The 21,102-nt window shown below is 67.6% G+C and carries 20 protein-coding genes; 10 read left to right on the top strand and 10 right to left on the bottom strand.

Annotated features, from left to right (window positions below; genetic code table 11):
* The 3 genes from ACOMD9_RS00470 to ACOMD9_RS00460 all read right to left on the bottom strand — a co-directional run bounded on the left by ACOMD9_RS00470 (window position 1) and on the right by ACOMD9_RS00460 (window position 3,597).
* Window positions 1-801 (bottom strand): alpha/beta fold hydrolase, encoded by an 801-nt coding sequence (locus ACOMD9_RS00470; RefSeq protein ID WP_421411448.1) that lies wholly within the window; start codon window positions 799-801, stop codon window positions 1-3.
* Between the two features lie 25 nt (window positions 802-826).
* Entirely contained in the window at window positions 827-1,510 is a 684-nt protein-coding gene (locus tag ACOMD9_RS00465; protein WP_421411446.1) for a 7-cyano-7-deazaguanine/7-aminomethyl-7-deazaguanine transporter, read from the bottom strand.
* Between the two features lie 176 nt (window positions 1,511-1,686).
* Entirely contained in the window at window positions 1,687-3,597 is a 1,911-nt protein-coding gene (locus tag ACOMD9_RS00460; RefSeq protein WP_421411444.1) for a propionyl-CoA synthetase, read from the bottom strand.
* 359 nt (window positions 3,598-3,956) lie between these two features.
* Here ACOMD9_RS00460 and ACOMD9_RS00455 point away from each other — a divergent pair, with 359 nt between their 5' ends.
* Window positions 3,957-4,286: an ArsR/SmtB family transcription factor gene (locus ACOMD9_RS00455; RefSeq protein WP_421411442.1), complete on the top strand. Its 330-nt coding sequence runs from the start codon at window positions 3,957-3,959 to the stop codon at window positions 4,284-4,286.
* A gap of 7 nt (window positions 4,287-4,293) precedes the next feature.
* Here ACOMD9_RS00455 and sohB read toward each other — a convergent pair whose 3' ends face one another.
* Window positions 4,294-5,325, bottom strand: a complete 1,032-nt coding sequence (gene sohB / locus ACOMD9_RS00450) for a protease SohB (RefSeq protein WP_421411440.1) — start codon at window positions 5,323-5,325, stop codon at window positions 4,294-4,296.
* A gap of 166 nt (window positions 5,326-5,491) precedes the next feature.
* Between sohB and ACOMD9_RS00445 the strand changes: the two genes are divergently transcribed.
* On the top strand, window positions 5,492-5,803 hold the full coding sequence (locus tag ACOMD9_RS00445) for an SCP2 sterol-binding domain-containing protein (RefSeq protein WP_421411438.1): 312 nt from the start codon (window positions 5,492-5,494) through the stop codon (window positions 5,801-5,803).
* 46 nt (window positions 5,804-5,849) lie between these two features.
* Here ACOMD9_RS00445 and nudC read toward each other — a convergent pair whose 3' ends face one another.
* Genes nudC through ACOMD9_RS00425 form a run of 4 tightly spaced genes read right to left on the bottom strand, consistent with a single transcriptional unit; the run spans window position 5,850 to window position 8,671 of the window.
* Complete coding sequence (nudC, locus tag ACOMD9_RS00440) at window positions 5,850-6,623, bottom strand: NAD(+) diphosphatase (protein WP_421411436.1); 774 nt, start codon at window positions 6,621-6,623, stop codon at window positions 5,850-5,852.
* Window positions 6,623-7,375: a DNA polymerase III subunit epsilon gene (gene dnaQ / locus ACOMD9_RS00435; protein WP_421411434.1), complete on the bottom strand. Its 753-nt coding sequence runs from the start codon at window positions 7,373-7,375 to the stop codon at window positions 6,623-6,625. The genes nudC and dnaQ overlap by 1 nt, the downstream gene beginning before the upstream one ends.
* Before the next feature lie 44 nt (window positions 7,376-7,419).
* Complete coding sequence (gene rnhA, locus ACOMD9_RS00430; RefSeq protein ID WP_421411432.1) at window positions 7,420-7,890, bottom strand: ribonuclease HI; 471 nt, start codon at window positions 7,888-7,890, stop codon at window positions 7,420-7,422.
* Window positions 7,883-8,671 (bottom strand): class I SAM-dependent methyltransferase, encoded by a 789-nt coding sequence (locus ACOMD9_RS00425; protein WP_421411431.1) that lies wholly within the window; start codon window positions 8,669-8,671, stop codon window positions 7,883-7,885. The genes rnhA and ACOMD9_RS00425 overlap by 8 nt, the downstream gene beginning before the upstream one ends.
* Window positions 8,672-8,849: 178 nt before the next feature.
* Here ACOMD9_RS00425 and gloB point away from each other — a divergent pair, with 178 nt between their 5' ends.
* The 7 genes from gloB (at window position 8,850) to ACOMD9_RS00390 (ending at window position 18,527) form a co-directional block, all read left to right on the top strand.
* The gene (gene gloB, locus ACOMD9_RS00420) at window positions 8,850-9,617 is read left to right on the top strand and encodes a hydroxyacylglutathione hydrolase (RefSeq protein WP_421411429.1); all 768 of its coding nucleotides are present in this window, start codon (window positions 8,850-8,852) and stop codon (window positions 9,615-9,617) included.
* Between the two features lie 75 nt (window positions 9,618-9,692).
* Window positions 9,693-10,868, top strand: coding sequence for a transglycosylase SLT domain-containing protein (locus ACOMD9_RS00415; protein WP_421411427.1), 1,176 nt, complete (start codon window positions 9,693-9,695; stop codon window positions 10,866-10,868).
* 109 nt (window positions 10,869-10,977) lie between these two features.
* Complete coding sequence (locus ACOMD9_RS00410) at window positions 10,978-12,816, top strand: extracellular solute-binding protein (protein WP_421411425.1); 1,839 nt, start codon at window positions 10,978-10,980, stop codon at window positions 12,814-12,816.
* A gap of 27 nt (window positions 12,817-12,843) precedes the next feature.
* On the top strand, window positions 12,844-13,917 hold the full coding sequence (locus tag ACOMD9_RS00405; RefSeq protein WP_421411423.1) for a microcin C ABC transporter permease YejB: 1,074 nt from the start codon (window positions 12,844-12,846) through the stop codon (window positions 13,915-13,917).
* Window positions 13,918-13,921: 4 nt separating this feature from the next.
* A complete protein-coding gene (locus tag ACOMD9_RS00400) occupies window positions 13,922-15,001 on the top strand; it encodes an ABC transporter permease (RefSeq protein ID WP_421411422.1) in 1,080 nt (359 codons plus the stop codon).
* Window positions 14,994-16,598, top strand: coding sequence for an ABC transporter ATP-binding protein (locus ACOMD9_RS00395; protein ID WP_421411420.1), 1,605 nt, complete (start codon window positions 14,994-14,996; stop codon window positions 16,596-16,598). Before ACOMD9_RS00400 ends, ACOMD9_RS00395 begins: the two co-directional genes overlap by 8 nt.
* 189 nt (window positions 16,599-16,787) lie before the next feature.
* The gene (locus ACOMD9_RS00390) at window positions 16,788-18,527 is read left to right on the top strand and encodes a GGDEF domain-containing protein (RefSeq protein ID WP_421411418.1); all 1,740 of its coding nucleotides are present in this window, start codon (window positions 16,788-16,790) and stop codon (window positions 18,525-18,527) included.
* A gap of 6 nt (window positions 18,528-18,533) precedes the next feature.
* Here ACOMD9_RS00390 and ACOMD9_RS00385 read toward each other — a convergent pair whose 3' ends face one another.
* Together ACOMD9_RS00385 and ACOMD9_RS00380 are read right to left on the bottom strand one after the other, a co-directional pair.
* Window positions 18,534-19,232 carry a pseudouridine synthase gene (locus tag ACOMD9_RS00385; protein WP_421411417.1) on the bottom strand — a complete coding sequence of 233 codons (699 nt, stop codon included), beginning with the start codon at window positions 19,230-19,232 and terminating at the stop codon, window positions 18,534-18,536.
* On the bottom strand, window positions 19,232-20,047 hold the full coding sequence (locus tag ACOMD9_RS00380) for an amidohydrolase (protein ID WP_421411415.1): 816 nt from the start codon (window positions 20,045-20,047) through the stop codon (window positions 19,232-19,234). The genes ACOMD9_RS00385 and ACOMD9_RS00380 overlap by 1 nt, the downstream gene beginning before the upstream one ends.
* A gap of 137 nt (window positions 20,048-20,184) precedes the next feature.
* On the opposite strand from ACOMD9_RS00380, the gene rarD reads away from it, so the two are divergent.
* Window positions 20,185-21,096 (top strand): EamA family transporter RarD, encoded by a 912-nt coding sequence (rarD, locus tag ACOMD9_RS00375; protein WP_421411414.1) that lies wholly within the window; start codon window positions 20,185-20,187, stop codon window positions 21,094-21,096.
* The last annotated feature ends 6 nt before the right edge of the window (window positions 21,097-21,102 follow it).

The following is a 21,102-nucleotide window of genomic DNA, read 5'->3' as shown; positions in this document are numbered from 1 at the left end:
TCAGGCCTGCTCGGCGAGGAAATCGTCGACCGCTCGTCGAAACGCCTCGGGCTGCTCGGCATGCAGCCAGTGCCCGGCCTCGAGGGTCACCACACGGGCCCGGGGCAGCACCTCGCGCAGTTCCGGAAGCATCTCGTCGGTGACGTAGCGCGAGTTCGCGCCTCGCAGCACCAGGGTCGGCCCGTCGTAGGCGCCCTCGCCTGCCGGCTCGCCCATGACCGCCTCGTAATCGTCCTGGATCTCGTCGAGGCCCAGGCGCAGGTGCAGCCGGCCCTCCTCCGCTCGCTCCAGGTTGGTGGCCAGGAACAGCCGTACGGCGCGCTCCTGGACATGCTCGGCGAGCAGCTCGTCCGCCTCGCGGCGGTTGGCGGGCCTGCCCTCCACGACCCGGCGCAGGCCGGCGAAGACGGTGTCGTGGTCATGGCCATAGGCCCGCGGTGCGATGTCGGCGACGATCAGCGACACCACGCGCGCCGGGGCCAGTCGGGCCAGGCTGATGGCCACCTTGCCCCCCATGGAGTGGCCCAGCAGGTGGATGCGCTCGATGCCCAGCCGGTCGAGCAGCGCCATCACGTCCGCGGCCATCTCGTCGTAGCTCATGCCCGCCGCATGGGGGGAACGGCCGTGATTGCGCAGGTCGACCGCGATCACCCGGTGGTGCTCCTGCCATGCCTTGATGTGGGAGCGCCAGTTGTCGGCGCTGCCGAACAGGCCGTGGATCACCACCAGCGGGATCCCTCCTCCGGCGACGGGGCCTCCGGTGTCCTGCTGGGTATCGAGATGGTTCAGTTCGACGGGCATGGCAGACTCCTCGACTCGAGTGGATTCAGTGACGTGCTCGCGCCGCTTCCGGCAGCAGGTCATCGCTTCCGGTCACGGCGACCAGGCGCCGGCTCAGCGAGGCCAGCAGTATGCCGTAGAGGGGCAGGAAGAACAGCAGGCTGATGCCGAGCTTGATGACGTAATCGACCCAGGCGATCTCCGCCCAGTTGGCCGCCATGAAGGCATCCGGGCTGTTGTGGAAGGCGATGGAGAAGAAGGCGAAAGTGTCGGCGAGGTTGCCGAGCACCGTGGAGATCGCCGGCGCCACCCACCAGGCTCTCAGGCGCCGCAGCCGATCGAAGACATGCACGTCCAGCAGCTGCCCCAGCACATAGGCCATGAAACTCGCCACGGCGATCCGTGCAACGAAGAGGTTCCAGTCCCCCAGTGCCCCGAACCCCGCGAAACCGCCGCGGGGAAAGACCACCGAGACCACGTAGGAGATCACCAGTGCCGGCAGCATGACGCGCATGACGATGGCCCGGGCCGGCTCCTTGCCGAACAGCCGTACGGTGAGGTCGGTGGCGAGGAAGATGAAGGGGAAGCTGAACGCCCCCCAGGTGGTATGGAAACCGAACAGGGTGAACGGCAGCTGGACCAGGTAATTGCTGGCGGCGATCACCAGGATGTGGAAGCCGACGAGCAGTGTCAGGCAGCGGCGGTACTGGGCCTCGGGAAGCACGAACATCGCGGGGTCCTTTTTTTGCGGGAGGGGTGAGGGAACCCTCGTGAGACGGCACCGGCCATGGCCGGCGTTGACTGGCCGCGCAGTATACGGCCTCCGCGCCCGCATGGCCATGCGCCCCGCAAGACGACCGCGCCGCCCGGGAGGGGCGGCGCGGATCCTGCGGGCCCTGCCCGCCGTCAGACCTGGCGTGCCTCGTGAGCCGAGCCCACCGACTTGCCCTTCATTGCGTCGTGGACGTCCTGCAGACTGGCCGGATCGTCGATGGTGGAGGGGACGCCATACTCCTTGCCGTCGGCGATGTTGCGCAGCAGCTTGCGCAGGATCTTGCCGGAGCGGGTCTTGGGCAGGCGGTCGACCACCAGGACCTGCTTGAAGCAGGCGATGGGGCCGATCTTCTCCCGCACCAGGGCGATCAACTCCTCCTCCAGGGCCACCTCGTCACCCTCGAAGCCATCCTTGGGAATCACCAGGCCCACCGGAAGCTGGCCCTTGAGGGCATCGTGGATACCGATCACCGCGCACTCGGCCACCGCCGGATGGGCACCGACGACCTCCTCCATCTCGCCGGTGGAGAGGCGATGGCCGGCGATGTTGATGACGTCATCGGTGCGCCCCATGATGAAGAGATAGCCATCCTCGTCGAAGTAGCCGCCATCGCCGGTCAGGTAGTAGCCGGGGAAGGCCGCCATGTAGGCGGCGTGGAAGCGCTGCGGGTCGCCCCAGACCCCCACCAGGCAACCCGGGGGCATGGGCTGCTTGATCACCACGCTCCCCTGCTCCATGGCCGCGGCCTGCTCGCCTTCCCGGTCGAGGATCTGCACGTCGAAACCGGGCACCGGCACCGTGGCCGAGCCGGCCTTGGTCGGCATCGGCTCGAGGCCCTGGAGGTTGGCGGCGATGGGCCAGCCGGTCTCGGTCTGCCACCAATGGTCGATCACCGGCACGTCCAGCAGGTCGTCGAGCCAGTGGAAGGTCGGCGGATCGAGGCGCTCGCCGGCAAGGAACAGTGCCTTGAGGCTGGAGATGTCGTACTGCTCCAGCAGCTTGCCGTCCGGGTCCTCCTTCTTGATCGCACGGAAGGCGGTCGGCGCGGTGAAGAAGCTCTTCACCCGGTACTCCTCGATCAGACGCCAGAAGGCGCCGGCATCCGGCGTCCGCACCGGCTTGCCCTCGTAGACCACGGTGGTGCAGCCGCGCAGCAGCGGCGCATAGACGATATAGGAGTGGCCCACCACCCAGCCGACGTCGGAGGCCGAGAAGAACACCTCGCCCGGGGCCACGTCGTAGATGGTTTCCATGGAATAGTGCAGGGCCACGGCGTACCCGCCGGTGTCGCGCACCACCCCCTTGGGCTTGCCGGTGGTGCCCGAGGTGTAGAGCACATAGAGCGGGTCGCTGCCCTTCACCGGCACGCAGTCGGCAGGCTCGGCCGCCGCGACGAGCGCCGCCCAGTCATGGTCGATCGCGCCCAGTTCTGCGATCCCTTGCTCGCGCTGGAGCACCACGCAGGCATCCGGCTTGTGGCTGCTCTGTTCGATGGCGGTGTCGATGATCGGCTTGTAGGGGATGACCCGGTCGACCTCGACACCGCAGGACGCCGCCACCACCACCTTCGGCTCGGCATCCTCGATGCGTACCGCCAGCTCGTGGGGGGCGAAGCCGCCGAACACGACCGAGTGCACGGCCCCCAGGCGGGCGCAGGCATACATCGCCACCAGGGCCTCGGGCACCATGGGCATGTAGATCACCACCCGGTCGCCCTTGCGGACGCCGAGCCCCCTGAGGGCCCCGGCGAAGCGGGCCACCTGGTCACGCATCTCGGCATAGCTGATGACGCGCTTGCTGTCGGTGACCGGCGAGTCCCAGAAGATGGCAGGCTGGTCGCCGCGTCCCTGTTCCACATGGTGATCCAGCGCCGCGTGACAGATATTGAGCTCGCCGTCGACGAACCAGCGGGCGTGCCCGGCCTCGTCGTACTCGAGAATGGTGGTGGGCGGCGTGTACCACGGCAAGCGACGAGCCTGCTCGGCCCAGAAGGTTTCGGGTTGGTCGATGGAGCGGCGGAATTCGTTGTGATAGGTACTCATGGGCGTCCTGTCTGCTATGCCGGGTGAGGTCTTTGATTGTTGACACTCTAGAGCAGTTCCGCGCCCGCGCACTCATACCATCGGCTAATTTGCGACAAAAGGTGAAGGCCGACGAACCCTATTGTCGACAACAAGGACCGTCAGGGCGCCAGTTGGCCGGTTGTCGGCATTGAACTATCGTGAAATCCTGGCTTGGCGCGGGCACGGGGTGGGCTATGCTTGAGAAATGATTAAAACAGGAATCACGTAGTTGCCAGGAAGGGCCGGGGAAACGTCAGCAACACCTCAGCCGCCGACGGTCGTCGGGTTGCAGGGTACCGTGTCGAGGCCGCATGGCCCGTCAGCGCAGGGGGATCATCATGAACACCTCTAACAGCGTCGCTTCTCGCCTGCTGGATGGCGGGGATCCGATCATCGATCAGGCCACGACGCTTCTCAAGGCCATGGCCAACGACAATCGCCTGCGGGTACTGTGCCTGCTCGACGGCCGGGAGCTGTCGGTGACGGAGCTCAATCAGGAACTGAGCCTGAGCCAGTCGGCGCTCTCGCAGCACCTGGCGATCCTGCGCCGCGAGGGGCTGGTCACTACCCGCCGTGCCTCCCAGACCATCTACTATTCCCTGCAGGGCGACAATGCCCGCACCGTGATCGAGGCACTCGGGCGCCTGGCCTTCGACCCCGCGCCATGAGGGACCCTCAGCGCTTCTGCCAGCGGCTCGCCTCGAGCACTTCGAGGCCGCGTTCCACGGCCCGCTCGACGCCGCGGGAGATCGCCAGGCCAAGGCGATCCCCGAGCTTGCGTTTCGGCTCCAGCTTCACGCTGATCACCCGTGCCTCCTTCATGCGTTCGGCCAGGTAGGCCTCGCTGGTGCCCAGAGCATCGACCAGCCCCTGATTCAGGGCCTCACTGCCGTACCACACCTCTCCGGTGGCTACCGCCTCGATGTCGAGAGCCGGGCGGCGTTCGGCCACATGCCGCTTGAACAGGGCGTGGATGCCCTCCAGGTCCTCGAGGAACTTCTCGCGCCCCTCCTCGGTATTCTCGCCGAAGACCGTCAGGGTCCGCTTGTAGCGACCGGCGGTGAGCAGTTCCACGTCGATATCGTGGCGCTTCAACAGCCGATGGACATTGGGCAGCTGGGCCACCACACCGATCGAGCCGAGTACCGCAAAGGGGGAAGCCCGAAGCTGGTCGGCGGCACAGGCCATCAGGTAGCCGCCGCTGGCAGCCACCTTGTCGACACACACGGTGGTGCGCAATCCGGCCACGCGCAGGCGATCGAGTTCGGCGGCGGCCAGCCCGTAGGCGTGCACCAGTCCGCCGGCGGATTCCAGCCTCACCACCACCTCGTCACCTTCCGCCGCGGCATCCAGCAGCGCCGAGACCTCCTCGCCCAGGCGGCCGGTCGCACTGGCCCGGATATCGCCATGGAAGTCGAGCACCCACACCGTCGGCCGACGCTCTCCCTTCCCCTTGCGGCCACGGGACTTGTCATCCCGTCGGAACCTCTTGAGCAACCGCTTGCGCTCGCCGGGCTCACTGGCCGCCATGGTCAGGCGCCGACGTCGGTACTCGCGGTTCGCATTGAGCTCCTCGAGGCGCAGTCGCGTCCGCTCGCCGACCTCGCCCCTGGCCTTCACCACCACGGCCACCACCAGGCCGCCGATCACCACCAGGCTGAGCACCTGGGCCAGGAACATGCCGAAATCCGTCAACCACTCGTTCACCGGGCTCTCCTCGCATCACGATCCTCTTCGCCTCACAGCCAAGCATGAAGCCGGATCGGGAGCAATACTTGATTGAAACGATCGTTTGAAATATGCTCGAGCATATCGAGGAAGGTGCTCGACCTTCTCCCCGAACCCAGGCCCTACCAGACCAAGGACCCCCGACATGACCCTCTCCACCTTCGACAAGCTGCAGACTCGATTCGATGCCCAGGCCGCCAATGGCATGGACGAGGTCTTCCAGTTCCATTTCAGCGATGCCGGCAGCCACTACCTGGTGGTCAGGGATGGCAACCTCGCCGTCGAGGAAGGCGAGCACGACGACCCCTCGGTGACCCTGACCATGAGCACCGATACCCTCAAGGGGGTGATGAACGGCGAGATCAACGGCATGACCGCCTTCATGACCGGCAAGCTGAAGGCCACCGGCAACGTCATGCTGGCGACCCGGCTGGGCAGCCTGTTCCCCGTCGATTGAGAGACTCCACGGCGCGCCGGACGGGTCGCCCTCGGGCGGCCCGTCGTCATTGGGACGCCCTCACCTCGCCCAGGTGCGTCTCGATCAATGCGCGCGAGATGGAGTAGAGCGGCGGCAGCTGGGGCAGCTTGCGCGGGCTGAACCAGGCCGCATCGGTGATCTCGACCCCGTCGATCCGGATGCGCCGGGTCGCCGCCTCGGCGAAGTAGCCCAGCATCAGCGCATGGGGGAAGGGCCAGGCCTGGCTCTTGAAATAGCGTACCCGCCCCACCGTCAGCCCCACTTCCTCGAAGATCTCGCGACGCACGGCCTCCTCGGCGGACTCCCCGGGTTCGATGAAGCCAGCCAGGGTCGAGTAGCGCCCCGGCGGGAAGCGCGGGCTGCGGGCCAGCAGCAGCGCGTCACCGTGTGTGACCAGGGTGATGATGCAGGGGGAGATTCGCGGGTAGTTGCGGTGGCCGCATCGCTCGCACTGCATGGCGAACTCGCTGTCCAGCCGGCTGGCCGCCGTGCCGCAACGGCCGCAGTAGCGGTGGTCGCGCAGCCAGGCCCCCACCTGCAGGGCCGTGGAGAGCAGGGCGAACCAGGATTCCGGCAACCGGCCGAGCCAGCCTCGCCCATCGGGCCAGGTCTCGCCCGCCGCCTCCTCGAGACTGAGCGCCACCGGCTCGTCATCCCAGTAGCAGAGCGGCTGCATGCCGGGAGTCCACGGCATCGACGGCTGGAGGATCCCGCCGTCGGGTGCCGGGGCGACACGCCCCTCGGCCAGCCGGATGACACGACCGCCGCCGGCGTCGACGGGGAGATCACGACGCAGCATCAGGTCGTTTCCCCGCCCTCGGCGAGCCCGTCCCACCGGCACTCACCGGCGGCCTCCCGAATACGAGCCAGCTTGGCCCGATGGGCCTCCCGCTCGGCGTCGTCGGGCCGCAACACCTGCAGTCGACCCGGCTCCAGGGCGATCCGCCGAATCGCCAGGCCGGTGGTGCCACCGACCGTGCCCTCGCCACCGGTGGAGGCGTCGAGCGACAGTGCCGTCTGCCCGCCGGTCATCGCCAGGTAGACATCGGCAAGGATCTCGGCATCCAGCAGGGCCCCGTGGAGCACCCGGTGGCCGTTGTCGATCTCGTAGCGCTTGCACAGGGCATCGAGGTTGTTGCGCTGCCCCGGGTGCTTGTCCCGGGCCATCTGCAGGGTATCGAGAATCCGGCAGTGATCGGCGACCGGCCCCAGGCGCGGCTCGCCGCGCTGGTCGTTGAGCATCCGGAACTCGTGGTCCATGAAGCCCACGTCGAAGGGAGCGTTGTGGATTACCAGCTCCGCCCCCTCGATAAAGGCCCAGAAGTCGTCGGCGATGTCGGCAAACAGCGGCTCATCGGCGACACGCTCGTTGGTGATGCCGTGGACCGCCACGGCCTCGGGGTCGATCTCGCGCTCGGGATTGATGAACTGATGGTAGGTGTTGCCGGTGAGGCGACGGTTGACCATCTCGACCGCCCCTATCTCGACCAGTCGGTGGCCATCACGCGGGTCGATGCCGGTGGTCTCGGTATCAAGGATGATCTGGCGCATGGTGGGGTCTCGTCAGCTCGGCTCGGTATGGTACGGGACGTGGCTCAGGCGCGTGCCCGGTGCTCGTCGATGGCCTGGTTGGCCAGGGCATCGGCACGCTCGTTGCCGGGGTGACCGCTGTGGCCCTTGACCCAGTGCCACTCGATGCGGTGGCGGTGGGTCTCCTCGTGCAGCTCTCGCCACAGTTCGGCATTCTTCACCGGCGTGCGGCTGGCGGTCTTCCAGCCGCGCTTGATCCAGCCGTGGATCCACTCGGTGATCCCCTTGCGGAGGTACTCCGAGTCGGTCCACAGCGCCACCTCGCAGGGGCGCTTCAGCTCGCGCAGCGCCATGATCGCCGCCATCAGTTCCATGCGGTTGTTGGTGGTGGTGGCCTCGAAGCCGTTGAGGGCCCGCTCGTGACTGCCGCTGACCAGCAACGCGCCCCAGCCACCGGGTCCCGGGTTGCCGCGACAGGCGCCATCGGTGTAGATGGTGACCCGTGGTAGTGCATCGGCCTGGCGTGTCTCAGTCACCCTCGGTCATCCTTTCCTGTTCCCGCTCGATCCGCGGCGACCCGAGGCGCGTGGCTCCCCCCAGCGCCGAACCGCCAAGCGAACGGGCGAAGGTCAGGCGGGAGCGCTGCGTCTGTACCAGGTGCGGCTTGCGGCGGGCATGAATCATGTAGCTGTCGCCCAGGGGAAGGTTGTGACGCCGCCCCAGGGTCTCCAGCATGGCATTGCGCGGCAGGCTGCCGGGCAGATGAAAGCCACAGTAGTCTACCCGCTCGATCTCGAAATCGACAAATGCCAGCCAGTCCCTGAGTCGGCCCGGGGTGCGCCAATGGCCGCGCCAGGGCAGGCGTCGCAGCCGGCCCGGCCAGGCCCGCGACAACCCGGCCGGCCCCAGCGGCGCCCAGCCGAAGATGATGAGCCGGCCGGCGTCGGAGGTGACCCTGGCCGCCTCCTGGAGCATGTGGTGGGGGTCCGGCAACACCTCCAGCAGGTGATGGATGATCACCAGGCTCAGGCTGTCGTCGTGCAGCGGCAGGGCATCGGGCGGACACACCAGGGTGGCGTCCTGCTCGGCCATTTCCCGGGTAGGTGCCCAGCGCATGGCATGCCGGACGGGACACATGTCGGCCAGGGCGCTGGTCATGCCCAACTCCAGGCTATGCGCTCCGAACAGCCGCTCGCACACCGGCCCCAGGCAGGCACGCTCGGCCTGCCAGACGGCCTGCCCGGCCGGGGTCGCCCAGTAGCGTCGGCCATCCCGCACCAGGCGGGCCAGGTCGGTAGCGGTTGACGAAGTTGACATGGCGTGCGCTTCCCTCCAAGATTCGGGGTTTTGCAACCCGTTTCGATTCGCGGCAGCGTCTGACCATGACTCGAGGAGCCGGCAAGGTGCCTCGAGGTCGACATCGAGAGCAGCGCAAGGTCAGCCGCGGTGATTCGTGCCCAGATCAGGACTCCATGCCCACCAGGACGCCTTACCCATGTTGAGCGTGACACCGATCCCCGCGTTTGGCGACAACTATATCTGGCTGTTGCGCCAGGATTCGACCCCTGATGTCTGCGTGGTCGACCCGGGCGATGCGGCCCCTGTCATCGAACTGCTCGAGCGCGAGGGACTGACGCTCTCCACCGTGCTGATCACTCACCACCACCCGGATCACACGGGTGGGCTGCCCGAGCTGATCCAGCGCCATGCTCCCCGGGTGATCGGTCCGGACAACCCGAACATTGCCGGCATCGACGAGGTGGTGGGTGACGGCGACGAGGTCAGGGTCATGGGCCGCCTGCTCGAGGTCCATGCCGTTCCGGGCCACACCCTGGACCATATCGCCTACTTCACCGCCGGGATCCCCCCGCTGCTGTTCTGCGGCGACACCCTGTTCAGCGCCGGCTGCGGTCGGCTGTTCGAGGGCACCCCCGAGCAGATGCACGCCTCCCTCGAGCGGCTGGCGACCCTGCCCGACGATACCCTGGTGTTCGCCGCCCACGAGTATACCCTCGCCAACCTGCGCTTCGCCCAGGCTGCCGACCCGCAGAACCCGGACGTGGAGCAGGCCATGGAGGAGTGCCGGCGAGCGCGAGAGCTCGACCGCCCCACCCTGCCCAGCACCCTGGCGCGGGAAAAGCGCATCAATCCTTTCCTGCGCTGTGACGACTCCAGCGTTCGTCAGGCCGCCTCGGCCCATGGCGACACCGACACCAGCGAGGCGACCTTCGCCACCCTGCGTGCCTGGAAAGACCATTTCTGAACGACACGCGACGGTTGCATACCGACGGGCCCGGCCAATCGCCGGGCCCTCCTGTGACCAGGAGGCCACGGCAAGATGACCTACCACACGACACGTCGACGGATTCTCGGACTGACCAGCACCCTGGCGCTGCTCGGCTCCCTGATGGCCGCTGGCGCCTACACCCAGGCCTCGCCGCTGTCGGCGACCGGCAGTGAGGCACGCAGCCACGGCTTCGCTGCCGGCGGTCACTTCTGGGACGCCCTGGCGATCCAGCCGAGGGACGCGTGGAGTCGCCTTCGCGACAGCTTCCAGTGGCAGGATGTGCCCCACAACGCGCGGGTTCGGCAGTGGATCGACCACTACCGTGCCAATCCCGCGAATATCGTCGAGATCACCGAGCGGGCCCGCCCCTGGCTGACCTGGATCACCGAGCAGATCGAATCCCGCGACCTGCCCGGCGAGATCGCCCTGATCCCCTTCGTCGAGAGCTCCTTCGACCCCCGGGCTCGCAGCCACCGTGGCGCCGCCGGGCTCTGGCAGTTCATGCCGGGCACCGCCGATGCCCTGGGCCTGCGCCGCAATGGTGCCTACGACGGCCGGCTCGACGTGGTCAGCTCGACCAAGGCGGCACTGGACTACATCGAACTCCAGGCCGAGCAGTGGTACGAGGGGGACATCGAGCTCTCCCTGGCGGCCTACAATGCCGGCGCCGGCACCGTGAACCGGGCCAGGAATGCGGCCGTCTCTCGTGGCGAGCAAGGCGACTACTGGAGCCTCAGGCTGCCCAACGAGACGATGAACTACGTGCCCAAGCTCAAGGCCATCGCCGCGATCATCAACGATCCTGACGCGTACCAGGTCGCCCTTCCCGAGATCGAGGACGCCCCGGCCTTCGCCAAGATCCCCCTCACCCACCCCCTCGACCTGTCCGAGGCCGCCCGCCTCGCCGGGGTCTCCCGGGAGACACTGGCCGAGCTCAACCCGGGGCTGATCAACGGCAACGCCAACCCCGTCCACGCTCGGGTGCTGCTGGTTCCCGCAGAGCGCGAGGAAGCACTGATCGCCCAGCTTGAGGCGCCTGTCGCGCCCGGTGGCGCCCCCACGGGTGACGACCGCTACGTGGTGCGCAGCGGCGACAACCTGTCGGCCATCGCCTCGCGGCATGGCTTGAGCGTCAACGAGATCCGCCAGCACAACGGCCTTAGCGGTGACGTGATTCACGCCGGACAGGTGCTGGAGATACCGCAACGCAGCCTGGCCTCCCGCTGAGCGTACCTCGTCGATCCTGGAGGTTTACAAGGTGGCAGCAGCCTGACACCTTATGCCGGTAACCCGCCCCGGTCGACCCGGGGAGTGGACCTGATCAAGGATGTCATCGATGTCGATCGCCATACGCTGTCTCCTGCTCAGCGCCCTGACCACCGGCTGGCTGTGTTCGGCGGCATTCGCTGCCGATGCCGATGAAGTCCCCACCGTCCACGGCCTGGCCCTCTACGACGAGCCGGCCCTCCCCCCGGACTTCGAACACTTTCCCCATGTGGTGCCGGATGCCCCCAAGGGCGGCACCATGACCCGTGCCGCCGTCGGCTCGAGCTTCGACTCCACCAATCCCTTCATCATCCGCGGCACGCCGGCCATCGGCATCTCGCAGATCTACGACACCCTGCTCGAAGGCAATCCCGACGAGCCCTTCAGTGTCTACGGCCTGCTCGCCGAGGGCATCCGGCTCGACCCGGATCGCCACTGGATCGAGTTCGACCTGCGTCCCGAGGCCCGCTTCCACGATGGCGAAGCGGTGAGTGCCGCCGACGTGGTGTTCAGCTTCGAACTGCTCACCGAACAGGGCAATCCCTTCTACGGCGCCTACTACGCCGATGTCGAGCGGGTCGAAGCGCTCGATGAGCGGACCGTACGCTTCGAGTTCGCCACCAATCACTCCCGCGAACTGCCGCTGATCGTCGGCCAGCTGCCGATCCTGCCCAGGCACTACTGGCAGGAGCGTGACTTCAGCGCGCCCACCCTGGCCCGGCATCCCGGCTCGGGGCCCTACCGCATCGCCGAGGTGGAGCCGGGCCGCCGCATCGTCTATCAACGGGTCGAGGACTACTGGGGGCGCGACCTGCCGGTGAATCGCGGGCGACACAACATCGACCGCCTGATCCACGACTACTACCGCGACCGCGACATCGCCTGGGAGGCCTTCAAGGCCGGTGTCATGGACTACCGCACCGATGCCCGCGCCGCCACCTGGGCCATCGGCTATGACTTCCCCGCCTACCGCGACGGCCTGGTCAAGCGCATCACCGTGCCCGACGGCCAGCCCGCCACCATGCAGGCCTTCGTCTTCAACCTGCGGCGCGACAAGTTCGATGACCCGAGGGTGCGCGAGGCGCTCTCCTTGACCTTCGACTTCCCCTGGCTGAACGCCAATCTCTTCTACGACACCTACCGGCGTACCGAGAGCTTCTTCCAGAACTCCGAGATGGCCGCCCGCGGGCTGCCCAGCGAAGCCGAGCTCGAACTGCTGGCGCCCTACCGCGAGGTCCTTCCCGAACGGGTCTTCGAGGCCGAGGTGCCCATCGACCACCCCCGGGACCTGCGTGAACGGCTGCGCCTGGCGCTGGACCTGCTGCACGCCGCCGGCTATGAGGTCGAGGATGGCGTGCTGGTCCACGGCGAGACCGGCCGGCCACTGAGCCTGGAGGTGCTGATGTTCGATACCGGGATGGAGAGAGTCGTGCAGCCGATGCTGCGCAACATGGCGCGCCTCGGCGTGCAGGGCAGCATTCGTATCGTCGACATCAACCAGTACCTCAATCGCCTGCGCAGCTTCGACTTCGACATGGTGATCGGCCAGTTCCCGCAATCCAACAACCCCGGCAACGAGCAGCGGGAATTCTGGACCAGCGACTTCGCCGAGACGCCCCAGAGCCGCAACCTCATGGGGCTGGCCAACCCGGTGGTGGATGCGCTGGTGGAACGGTTGATCCGCGCCGACAGCCGCGAGGAGCTCAACACCATCACCCGCGCCCTGGATCGCGTGCTGCTGTGGGGCTTCTACCTGATTCCCCAGTATCATTCCGGGGAGACCCGTATCGCGGTCTGGGACAAGTTCGGCTGGCCCGAGCCCTTTCCCGAGTACGGCATGGACCTCGCCGCCTGGTGGGTCGATGCCGACCGCGAGGCCGAGCTCAATCGCCGCCTGCGCGGTCGCTGACGCCACCCTTGCCGACAAGGACCCACCGTGACCCGCTACATCCTGCGCCGCCTGCTGTTGATGATCCCGACCCTGCTGGGGATCATGCTGCTCAACTTCATCATCGTGCAGGCCGCCCCCGGCGGCCCCATCGACCAGATGCTGGCCCGCTTCGAGGGCATCGACAGCATGGCCAGCACCCGTCTCGATGCCGGCGGCGGCGATGTGGTCGTGCGCGACGAGTCCCGCGGTGCCCGCGGCATCGACCCGCGCTTCATCGAGCAGCTCGAGGCCCAGTTCGGCTTCGACCAGCCGGCCCACCTGCGCTTCCTCGGCATGATCGGCGACTATGCCACCTTCGACTTCGGCAACAGCTTCTTCCGCGATCGCCCCGTGGTCGAACTGATGATCGAGCGCCTGCCGGTGTCGATCTCGCTGGGCCTCTGGACCACCCTGCTGGTCTACCTGATCTCGATTCCACTCGGCATCCGCAAGGCACTGCACCATGGCTCGCGCTTCGACGTCTGGTCCTCGGGCCTGGTGATCGTCGGCTATGCCATTCCCGGCTTCCTGTTCGCGATCCTGCTGATCGTGCTGTTCGCCGGCGGCAGCTACTGGGACCTCTTCCCGCTGCGCGGCTTGACCTCGCCGGACTTCGCCGAGCTGTCGACCTGGGGCAAGGTCAAGGACTACTTCTGGCACATCACCCTGCCGGTGGTGGCCATGACCATCGGCAGCTTCGCCACCCTGACCATGCTGACCAAGAACAGCTTCCTCGACGAGATCCACAAGCAGTACGTGCTCACCGCCCGGGCCAAGGGGGCGAGCGACCGCCGGACCCTCTACGGCCACGTGTTCCGCAACGCCATGCTGATCATCATCGCCGGCCTGCCCGGGGCGCTGGTGACCATCTTCTTCACCGGCTCGCTGCTCATCGAGGTCATCTTCTCGCTGGAGGGGCTGGGGCTGCTCGGCTTCGAGGCGGTGATGCAGCGCGACTACCCGGTGATCTTCGGCACCCTCTACCTCTACACCCTGATCGGCCTGATCCTGAAGCTGATCTCCGACCTCACCTACGTGTGGGTCGACCCGCGCATCGATTTCGAGACCCGGGAGTCCTGAGCCCATGGACCTGACCTCAAGGCTGTCCCCCATTGGCCGTCGGCGACTGGCGGTGTTCCGCCACAACCGGCGGGCCTGGGTGTCACTGTGGATATTCCTGGCACTGTTCGGCCTGAGCCTGGCCGCTGAGCTGATCGCCAACGACAAGCCGATCGTCATGCAGCTCGACGGCCAGTGGTATGTGCCGTTGCTGGTCGACTACCCGGAAACCGAGTTCGGCGGCTTCCTGCCCACCCGGACGGACTACCACGACCCCTTCGTCCTGGCGCAGATCGACGCGCGGGGCTGGGCGCTCTGGCCCCCCATCCCGTTCTCCTACCAGACCCTGGACATGCAGATGATGCAGCCGTCGCCGGCCCCGCCGGATGGCCGTCACTGGCTGGGCACCGACGACCAGGGCCGCGACGTCCTGGCCCGTGTCATCTACGGCTTCCGCCTCTCGGTGGCCTTCGCCCTGGTGCTCACCGCCGGCTCCCTGGTGATGGGCGTGTTCATCGGCGGCATCCAGGGCTACTTCGGCGGCAAGACCGACCTGATCGGCCAGCGCCTCACCGAGATCTGGTCGGGACTCCCGGTGCTCTTCCTGCTGATCATCCTGGCCAGCTTCGTGCAGCCCGGCTTCTGGTGGCTGCTGGGCATCATGCTGCTGTTCTCGTGGCTGGGCCTGGTCGACGTGGTGCGCGCCGAGTTCCTGCGCGCGCGTAACCTGGAGTACGTGCGTGCCGCCAAGGCCATGGGGCTGACGCCGCGGCTGATCATGTGGCGCCACGTGCTGCCCAACGCCATGGTCGCCACCCTCACCTTCATCCCCTTCCTGTTCACCGGGGCGATCACCACCCTGACCGCCCTGGACTTCCTCGGCTTCGGCCTGCCGCCGGGCTCGCCGTCGCTGGGCGAACTCGTCGCCCAGGGCAAGAACAACCTCCACGCCCCCTGGCTGGGCATGACCGCCTTCATCAGCCTGTCGTTGATGCTCTCGCTGCTGGTGTTCATCGGCGAGGGGCTGCGCGATGCCTTCGACCCGCGCCATATCCAGTACGCCGCCCCCAGCACCCCGACGCCGAGGACTCCGCCCCATGCCTGACACCCTGCTGCGCCTCGAGGAACTGAGCATCGCCTTCGACGATGCGGTGGTGGTCGACCGCCTCTCGCTGGAGGTCCGCCGCGGCGAGACCCTCGCCCTGGTGGGAGAATCCGGCTCCGGCAAGTCGGTCAGTGCGCTCGGGGCCATGAACCTGCTGCCCGACAATGCCCGGGTCGCGGGGGGACGCTGGCTGGGTGACACCGACCTGGCAGGCCTCAGGCGGCGGGACTGGCAGGGGCTTCGCGGTGGCCGCGTGGGATTCGTCTTCCAGGAACCGATGACCTCGCTCAACCCCTTGCATACGGTGGCCAAGCAGATCGGCGAGACGCTGCGACTGCATCAGGGGCTGACGGGCAGGTCCGCCAGGGCGCGGGCCCGGGCCCTGCTCGAGCAGGTCAGGCTGCCGCGCCCCGACGAACTGCTCGATGCCTGGCCCCACCAGCTCTCCGGCGGGCAGCGCCAGCGGGTCATGATCGCCATGGCCATCGCCAACGACCCTGAACTGCTGATCGCCGACGAGCCGACCACCGCGCTGGACGTGACCGTGCAGAAGGAGATCCTCGCCCTGCTCGCCGAGCTGCGCGATCGCCACGGCATGGGCATGCTGTTCATCACCCACGACCTCAACCTGGTGCGCCATCATGCCGATCGGGTCTGCGTCCTCTACCAGGGCCGTGAGCAGGAGACCGGGCCGGTGGGCGAGGTCTTCCGCACGCCGGGCAGCGCATACACCCGCACCCTGCTCGATGCCGAACCGCGAGGGCGTCCGGTGACACCGGCTTCCCGACAGCCGCTGCTGGATGCCACCCGGTTGCGCGTGGCCTTCCAGCGCCCGAAACGACTCTTCGCCCGCCGACCCGAGCCCTTCGTCGCCGTGCATCCCCTGTCCCTCAGCCTGGCCCGCGGCGAGACACTGGGGATCGTCGGCGAATCCGGCTCCGGCAAGACCACCCTGGCCCTGGCCCTGCTGCGCCTGACCGCCAGCGAGGGCGAGATCCGCTTCGACGAGGCCCGCCTCGATCGGCTCACCGGCAATGACCTGCGGCGACAGCGACGACGCTTCCAGGTGGTCTTCCAGGACCCCTACGGCTCGCTGTCGCCCCGCCTGCCGGTCTCCGAGATCATCAGCGAGGGACTGCGCTTCCACTACCCGGAACTCGCCGAGGACGAGGTGGCTCGCCGCGTCCAGGCCGCGCTCGCGGAGGTCGACCTGCCGCTGGACTGCGCCTCGCGCTATCCCCACGAGTTCTCCGGCGGCCAGCGCCAGCGCATCGCGGTGGCGCGCGCCATCATCCTCGAACCCGAGGTGGTGGTGCTCGATGAACCCACCTCGGCCCTCGATCGCACGGTGCAGAAGCAGCTGGTCGAGTTGCTTCGCGACCTGCAGGAGCGGCGCGGGCTCAGTTACCTGTTCATCAGCCACGACCTGGCGGTGATCCGCGCGATGGCCCATCGCGTGATGGTGCTCAAGGATGGCGAGGTCGTGGAACAGGGGGAGTGCCTGGAGGTGCTGGAGCAGCCGCGCAGCGAGTACACCCGTGCCCTGGTTGCCGCGGCGGGACTATCGGCCGCGCCGGGTCCGGCCGAGGGCGCCTGAGCGCCCTCCTGCCGCGTCTGCCGAACGCTCGCACCGATTTTTGCCTGGGTTTGGGAGGAATGAAAGATAACGGTATAAGACGCGCGGATACCTCCGCCTGGGCCCGCAGGGGCGATCGTCAACGAAACGTGACATCCGGAAAGTGCGGTCTGGCTTATACTCGCCTGGTTTCTCGCCCGGTGAACCTCGATGCGCTGCCTACTCGCCCTGCTGTGGTCTCTCCAGCTGTCGCTGCTCGCCGGTTCCGGCGCCCTGGCCTCCCCGCCGCCCATGGCAGTGGACGCGGGCTGGGAATATCGCTGGGGAGACTCCCCGTCGGCACCGGACGGCAGCCCTGCCTGGCTGGAGGGCATCGAAGGCGGCTGGCAGGCCATCGACTTCCCCTCCAACCCGCCGGGTCGCGAGGGTCGCCGCCATGCCTGGTTCCGCACCACCCTGCCGTCCGGCGAGTGGCGCGACCCGGTGCTCTACATCACCAGCATCGACCTGATCGGCCAGGTCTACCTGGACGGGGAACTGCTCTACCAGTACGGCGAGTTCGACGAGCGGGGCCAGGGGGAGTTCGCCGGCTGGCCCTGGCACATGATCGAGCTGCCCGAGGACTTTGCCGGGAAGCCCCTGCATGTCCGGGTCTACTCCTACTACACCGACATCGGGCTGTGGGGCGAGGTCCAGGTCATGGATCGCATCGACCTGCTGACACGGGTGATCCAGCGCTCGATCAAGGACCTCGCGGTCGGCGCCTTCGTGCTGCTGCTGGCCGTGCTGGCGGGAATTTTCGCCCTGCTGGGACCGGACCGCCGCGCCTTCGGCGGCCTGACCCTGTTCGCCTTCGCCTCGGGCGCCATGCTGCTGGCCGAGACGCCGGTACGCCAGCTGCTGTACCCGTATGCCCTCACCTGGGATACCCTGCGTGCGGCCAGCTACTACACCCTGCCGGTGGCCATGGGGATCCTGCTGGCCTGCTGGCTCGATGGAGGCCCCCAACGCTGGATCGGGCGCCTCTGGCAGCTGCACCTGGCCTACCTCGTCGGCGCCATCGGCCTGGTCCAGGCCGGCGTGATCAGCCTTTCGCTGACCTTTCCGGCCTTCGATGCACTGCTCGCGTTCACGCTGCCGCTGATGCTCCTGCTGGCCCTGTGTCGCTTCCCGCGGCTGAGTCATGAACAGCGCCTGGTGGTAGTCAGCTTCGTGCTGTTCGCGCCCCTGCTGATCGCCGACATGCTGGTCGCCCACGGCATCGTGGAGTGGCGCGCGATCCCCCTGAGCCTGGGCATCCTGGGATTCTCCCTGGCGCTCGTCAGCATCTCGCTGTGGCACTACCGTCGCACCCGACGGGAGCTCGACCGCCTCAACGCCTCGCTCGAGCAGCAGGTGGCCGATCGCACCGACGAACTGGGCCGGCTGGTGCAGAAGCTCGAGGGGCTCTCCTACGAGGATTCCCTGACGGGCCTGAAGAACCGGCGCCACTTCGATGAGATGCTGCAACATGAGGCCGCCCGGGCGAGGCGCAACCGTTCGCCCATGGCCCTGGCCATGATCGATATCGACCACTTCAAGCACTTCAACGACCAGCATGGCCACGAGGCGGGAGATGCGGTGCTCGCCGCGGTGGGCGGACTGCTGCGCGAACACTTTCGTGATGCCGATGTGGTCTGCCGGCTGGGGGGAGAGGAGTTCGTGGTGATCGTGCCCGGCGCCACCGCCGCCGAGGCCGAGGCGCGGGTCCAGCGGCTGCTTCGGGGAATCCGTGGCTATCGGTTCCGCCATCGCGACCGCGAGCTCGATGCCATCACCCTCTCCTGCGGCGTCGCGGCCTTTCCGGAGCACGGCGATGATCCCCTGGCGCTGACCCGGCTCGCCGACAGGGCACTCTACCGGGCCAAGCACCGGGGACGCGATCGCAGCGAGACCTGGACGCTGGAGTGAGCGGCCTCAGAAGGCGGCGATCTCGTCCGCGGACAGTTCCCGCCAGTCCCCTTCGGCGAGCTCCCCCAGCGCCAGCGGTCCGATCGACTCGCGATGCAACGCCGTGACATGGTTGCCGATGGCCGCGAACATCCGTTTCACCTGATGGTACTTCCCCTCGTGGAGGGTCAGCTCCGCCTCGGTGGCCGAGCGCATGACCAGCTCGGCAGGACGGGTCGGCTTCTCCTCGCCCTCGAGCAGGAGTCCCTCGGCGAAGCCCTCGATGGCGCGCTCGAGCGCCTGCCCCTCGAGGGGCTCGGCCAGTGTCACCCGATAGACCTTGCCGCAGCGCCGCTTCGGCGAGGTAACGCGATGAGACCATTGGCCGTCGTCGGTGAGCAGCACCAGGCCGGTGGTATCGACGTCCAGGCGGCCCACCGTCTGCAGACGCTCGGGATGCGGCAGGTCGATCAGTTCCCTGACCAGGGGATAGAGGCCACGCCGGGCACTGCACTCCACCCCTGCCGGCTTGTTCAGCATCACGTAGCGCAACCCCACCAGGGCGAGGGGCTCGCCGTGCCAGGTCACCACATGGCGCTCGTCGACCTGGGTGGCGGGGTTGGTGATGACCTCGCCGTCGACGCTCACCTCGCCGCGGTGCATGGCCTTCTTGGCCAGGCTGCGGGTCAGGTCCGTGGTTTCACAGAGGAATCGATCCAGCCGCATCAGAAGCCGACCCCGTCGGCGAGGCCGAAGTGGTCGGCATCGCGCCAGGCGGGGAATTTCTCGCGAAAGGCATGCAGCTCCTCCAGCGAGAGCGTGCCGGTCTTCATGAAGGGGACGTCCCTCGGCTCGTCGATCACTGCCTCGCCCTTGGCATCGACCAGCATGGAGTCGCCGGCATAGGCCAGCCCCTTGGCATCCTCGCCGACCCGATTCACGCCGATCACCGGGCAGAGGTTCTCGATGGCTCGGGCCTGCAGGAGGATCCGCCAGGGGTGACGCCGGGGGGCCGGCCAGTTGGCCACGCAGAGCAGCGCATCGTATTCGAAATGCTCGTCCGGGGCCGGCTGCTGGCGCAGCCAGACGGGAAACCGCAGGTCATAGCAGACGCTGAGCAGGATGCGGAATCCCTTCAGCTCGACGATCACCCGCTCGTGGCCCATGGCATAGCGCTCGTGCTCGCCGGCCATGCGAAACAGGTGACGCTTGTCGTAGTGCACCAGGCTGCCGTCGGGACGCGCCCAGACCAGCCGGTTGAAATAGTCGCCGTTCTCCACCACCGCGACGCTGCCGGTGATGACACAGCCCCGTCGACGCGCCTGATCCCTCAGCCAGGCCACGGTGGCACTCTCCTCCATGGGCTCGGCCATCTCCCGGGAGTTCATGGTGAAGCCGGTGGCGAACATCTCGGGCAGCACGATCAGGTCGGTGTCGTCGCCCCCCGAGTCGCCAAGGGTCTCTTCCAGCATCCGGCAGTTGGCGTGGGGGTCTTCCCAGCGCAGGTCGCACTGCACCAGGGTCGTTCTCAATTCGCTCATGCGGGGACTCCCGTCCAGGTGAAGTGGCATGGCGTCAGCGTAACCCAGAGGTGGCCCGACGTCAGCCGGCAGGCGTCCGGCATGGCGGTCATGCCAATAGCCTGCTAAGTTGATGCTTTTTTCCCGACGAGGCCTGCATGTCCGCCATCTCCCATCCCGCCCACGAAACCGGCAAGGGCGTGACCTTCGGGCTGACCGCCTACATCCTGTGGGGCTGCTTTCCCCTGTTCTTCGCGCTGTTCGAGGGCGTGCCGGCGTTCGAGGTATTGATCCACCGGGTGATCTGGTCCTGCGTCTTCCTGGTGGGCCTGGTCACCCTGCTCGGCCGCTGGGCCCCCATCCACCAGGCCCTGCGCCAGCCTCGCCGACTCGGCCGGGTACTCGGCTGTGCCCTGCTGATCGCGCTGAACTGGGGGCTCTACATCTATGCCGTGGAGACCCGACACGTGCTCCAGGCGAGCCTGGGCTACTTCATGACCCCGCTGGTCAACGTGGCACTGGGCATGCTGGTGCTGCGCGAGGCGATGCACCGTCTCCAGGCGGTCGCCGTGGGGCTGGCCGCCCTGGCCATCGTCATCCAGCTGGGGCTCCTCGGGGAGCTGCCCTGGATCAGCCTGGCCCTGGCGTTCTCCTTCGGCACCTATGGCCTGCTGCGCAAGCAGGTGCCCCTGGACGGCCTCTCGGGACTGTTCGTCGAGACCCTGCTGCTGCTGCCGCTGGGGCTCCTGGCCCTGTCCTGGCTGGGCCAGGCGGGACTCTCCCACTTCCCAGGAGACATCGAGATCAGCCTGCTGCTGGTCGCCAGCGGCGTCATCACCGCGCTGCCGCTGCTCGCCTTTGCCGGGGCGGCACGTCGCCTGCGCCTGGCTACCCTGGGGTTCCTGATGTACATCAACCCCACCATCCAGTTCTTCATCGCCCTGCTGGTCTTCCGCGAACCGCTCTCGACGGTGCAGCTCGGCACCTTCCTGCTGATCTGGACGGGGCTGGCGCTCTACTCATGGTCGGCCTGGCAATCGCGCCCGCGGTCCCCCGCCGTCGCGGAGTGAGCAGCG

Origin of the sequence: Halomonas terrestris, assembly GCF_049166755.1 — a bacterium.
Classification (GTDB): Bacteria; Pseudomonadota; Gammaproteobacteria; order Pseudomonadales; family Halomonadaceae; genus Halomonas.
Note: the sequence above shows the minus strand (reverse complement) of the source record. Positions and strands in the feature narration are given on the sequence as shown.

Coding starts and splice junctions, on each gene's coding strand:
- ACOMD9_RS00455 (WP_421411442.1), top strand. CDS start 3,957: ATGAACACCTCTAACAGCGTCGCTTCTCGCCTGCTGGATGGCGGGGAT.
- ACOMD9_RS00380 (WP_421411415.1), bottom strand. CDS start 20,047: ATGAGCGAATTGAGAACGACCCTGGTGCAGTGCGACCTGCGCTGGGAA.
- ACOMD9_RS00410 (WP_421411425.1), top strand. CDS start 10,978: ATGTCGATCGCCATACGCTGTCTCCTGCTCAGCGCCCTGACCACCGGC.
- nudC (WP_421411436.1), bottom strand. CDS start 6,623: ATGCTGCGTCGTGATCTCCCCGTCGACGCCGGCGGCGGTCGTGTCATC.
- rarD (WP_421411414.1), top strand. CDS start 20,185: ATGTCCGCCATCTCCCATCCCGCCCACGAAACCGGCAAGGGCGTGACC.
- ACOMD9_RS00445 (WP_421411438.1), top strand. CDS start 5,492: ATGACCCTCTCCACCTTCGACAAGCTGCAGACTCGATTCGATGCCCAG.
- ACOMD9_RS00395 (WP_421411420.1), top strand. CDS start 14,994: ATGCCTGACACCCTGCTGCGCCTCGAGGAACTGAGCATCGCCTTCGAC.
- gloB (WP_421411429.1), top strand. CDS start 8,850: ATGTTGAGCGTGACACCGATCCCCGCGTTTGGCGACAACTATATCTGG.
- ACOMD9_RS00425 (WP_421411431.1), bottom strand. CDS start 8,671: ATGTCAACTTCGTCAACCGCTACCGACCTGGCCCGCCTGGTGCGGGAT.
- ACOMD9_RS00400 (WP_421411422.1), top strand. CDS start 13,922: ATGGACCTGACCTCAAGGCTGTCCCCCATTGGCCGTCGGCGACTGGCG.
- ACOMD9_RS00415 (WP_421411427.1), top strand. CDS start 9,693: ATGACCTACCACACGACACGTCGACGGATTCTCGGACTGACCAGCACC.
- ACOMD9_RS00390 (WP_421411418.1), top strand. CDS start 16,788: ATGCGCTGCCTACTCGCCCTGCTGTGGTCTCTCCAGCTGTCGCTGCTC.
- ACOMD9_RS00465 (WP_421411446.1), bottom strand. CDS start 1,510: ATGTTCGTGCTTCCCGAGGCCCAGTACCGCCGCTGCCTGACACTGCTC.
- dnaQ (WP_421411434.1), bottom strand. CDS start 7,375: ATGCGCCAGATCATCCTTGATACCGAGACCACCGGCATCGACCCGCGT.
- ACOMD9_RS00460 (WP_421411444.1), bottom strand. CDS start 3,597: ATGAGTACCTATCACAACGAATTCCGCCGCTCCATCGACCAACCCGAA.
- ACOMD9_RS00385 (WP_421411417.1), bottom strand. CDS start 19,232: ATGCGGCTGGATCGATTCCTCTGTGAAACCACGGACCTGACCCGCAGC.
- ACOMD9_RS00470 (WP_421411448.1), bottom strand. CDS start 801: ATGCCCGTCGAACTGAACCATCTCGATACCCAGCAGGACACCGGAGGC.